Source organism: Citrobacter sp., from assembly GCF_050252275.1.
Classification (GTDB): domain Bacteria; phylum Pseudomonadota; class Gammaproteobacteria; order Enterobacterales; family Enterobacteriaceae; genus Citrobacter_A; species Citrobacter_A amalonaticus.
In genome coordinates this window covers 1-2,649 of the sequence record NZ_JBFWLF010000420.1, presented here as the reverse complement: position 1 = coordinate 2,649, position 2,649 = coordinate 1, and the positions used below count along the sequence as shown (strand labels likewise).

Annotated in this window: 3 protein-coding genes; 2 read left to right on the top strand and 1 reads right to left on the bottom strand. The window is 56.7% G+C overall.

All coding sequences use genetic code 11. The annotated features are described in order from the left end of the window. The coding region (locus AB7E14_RS22670; protein ID WP_428170001.1) for a YtjB family periplasmic protein at nucleotides 1–519 on the bottom strand (519 nt) is incomplete at its 3' end. A 117-nt stretch (nucleotides 520–636) separates the two neighbouring features. Here AB7E14_RS22670 and serB point away from each other — a divergent pair. Next, nucleotides 637–1,605: a phosphoserine phosphatase gene (gene serB, locus AB7E14_RS22665; protein WP_248381642.1), complete on the top strand. Its 969-nt coding sequence runs from the start codon at nucleotides 637–639 to the stop codon at nucleotides 1,603–1,605. An 89-nt stretch (nucleotides 1,606–1,694) separates the two neighbouring features. Continuing rightward, on the top strand, nucleotides 1,695–2,649 hold a 955-nt coding region (radA, locus tag AB7E14_RS22660; protein WP_428170000.1), incomplete at its 3' end, for a DNA repair protein RadA.

Here is a 2,649-nt window from a genome sequence, read left to right as displayed (position 1 = left end):
CAGTGAAAGCAGCAGCATCAGGCGTAAAATGTTGGTGGTATTATCCACCTGCCGGGCTTCAGTGGCTAAGGTATGCGTATCCAGCGTCAGGCGCAGATAGCCCAGTGGGCCATTTTTCCCCTGGATGGGTTCTACAATCTGCTGGTTGAAGTAGCCGCCGGCTTTTTTACCGTCCAGCGCAAGACGGTCGCGCACATTTACGCTTTCGCCTGCGCGGGCAATCATATCGCCTTGTTCATCATAAACGCCGGCATCAAGTATGCGGCTTTCCTTCGTCAACTGCTGCAGAATGGTCTTGATGCGTTTTTCGTCAGGCGTTTCGGTACGCATCAGCGGCGCGATGTTCAGCGTGACCTGGTGCGCCAGCGTGCGCGCCAACTCTTCAAGCTGCGGATTACGCTGTCTCTGGTGATTTTGACTGAACCAGGAGGCGCCCTGCATGAGCGCAACAAGCAGTGCGAGACAGAACAATACAATCACTGCACGATGAAGTCGGAATTTCAGTTTTGCGCGAGCCATATTCCACCTGCTGAAAATTTGAGGCTTAATGTTGCCAGAAGCGATGGTTACAGGGTAGCCTCATGCGTTATTTTCCCCGTGAACCTTCCCGGCCCGAACGATTTTACAGGAGCTTTAATGCCTAACATTACCTGGTGCGATTTGCCTGAAGATGTCTCTTTATGGCCAGGTTTGCCCCTTTCTTTGAGTGGTGACGAGGTGATGCCACTGGATTACCACGCTGGACGTAGCGGCTGGCTGCTGTACGGACGCGGGCTGGATAAACAACGTCTGACTCAGTACCAGAGCAAACTGGGCGCGGCGATGGTGATTGTCGCGGCGTGGTGTGTCGAGGACTATCAGGTCATTCGCCTTGCCGGTTCGCTCACGCCTCGCGCGATGAAACTGGCGCATGATGCGCAATTAGACGTTGCGCCGTTGGGGAAAATCCCGCATTTGCGTACTCCTGGCCTGTTGGTGATGGACATGGATTCCACCGCGATTCAGATCGAGTGCATTGATGAGATCGCCAAACTGGCCGGTACCGGCGAAAGGGTCGCGGAAGTGACCGAACGGGCGATGCGCGGCGAACTCGACTTCACCGCCAGCCTGCGCAGTCGTGTGGCGACGCTGAAAGGCGCGGATGCCAATATTTTGCATCAGGTACGTGAAAGTCTGCCGCTGATGCCAGGCCTGACGCAACTGGTGCTGAAGCTGGAAACACTGGGCTGGAAGGTGGCAATCGCCTCCGGCGGCTTTACCTTCTTTGCCGAATATCTGCGTGAGAAACTGCGGCTAACGGCGGCAGTGGCGAATGAACTGGAGATCATGGACGGTAAATTTACCGGCAACGTGATTGGCGATATCGTCGATGCGCAGTATAAGGCCAAAACGCTGACCCGACTGGCGCAGGAATATGAAATCCCGATCGCGCAGACCGTGGCGATTGGCGATGGCGCCAACGATCTGCCGATGATCAAAACGGCGGGGCTGGGGATTGCGTACCATGCCAAGCCGAAAGTGAATGAAAAGACGGAGATTACTATCCGTCACGCTGACCTGATGGGGGTGTTCTGCATTCTCTCCGGCAGCATGAACCAGAAATAATTGAGATACCGGCTGGTATTAAGGTGTAGGCCGGGTAAGGCGCCGCCGCCATCCGGCACACAGGCGGTACAGAGATAACGAGGTAAACCGTGGCAAAAGCTCCAAAACGCGCCTTTGTATGTAATGAATGCGGGGCGGATTATCCGCGCTGGCAGGGGCAATGCAGCGCCTGTCATGCCTGGAACACCATCACCGAGGTGCGCCTGGCTGCATCGCCGACGGTGGCGCGTAATGAGCGACTGAGTGGTTATGCCGGGAGCGCTGGCGTTGCAAAGGTTCAGAAGCTTTCCGATATCAGCCTGGAAGAGCTGCCGCGTTTTTCCACCGGTTTTAAAGAGTTTGACCGCGTGCTGGGCGGCGGCGTCGTTCCCGGCAGTGCGATTCTGATTGGCGGTAACCCCGGCGCGGGTAAATCCACGCTGTTATTGCAGACGCTGTGCAAGCTCGCGGAGCAGATGAAAACCCTGTACGTCACCGGGGAAGAGTCCCTGCAGCAGGTGGCAATGCGCGCGCACCGTCTCGGTTTGCCGACCAACAATCTCAACATGCTTTCGGAAACCAGTATTGAGCAGATTTGCCTGATTGCAGAAGAAGAGCAGCCGAAGCTGATGGTGATCGACTCCATTCAGGTTATGCACATGGCGGATATCCAGTCATCACCCGGCAGCGTGGCGCAGGTGCGTGAGACGGCGGCCTACCTGACGCGCTTTGCCAAGACGCGCGGCGTGGCGATTGTGATGGTGGGCCACGTGACCAAAGACGGCTCGCTGGCCGGGCCAAAAGTGCTTGAACACTGCATCGACTGCTCGGTATTGCTGGATGGCGATGCCGATTCTCGTTTTCGTACCCTGCGCAGCCACAAAAACCGTTTTGGTGCGGTGAATGAGTTAGGGGTCTTCGCGATGACCGAACAGGGACTACGCGAAGTGAGCAACCCTTCGGCGATCTTCCTGAGTCGTGGCGATGAAGTCACCTCCGGCAGTTCGGTGATGGTGGTCTGGGAAGGGACGCGACCGCTGCTGGTGGAGATCCAGGCGCTGGTCG

Coding starts and splice junctions, on each gene's coding strand:
- serB (WP_248381642.1), top strand. CDS start 637: ATGCCTAACATTACCTGGTGCGATTTGCCTGAAGATGTCTCTTTATGG.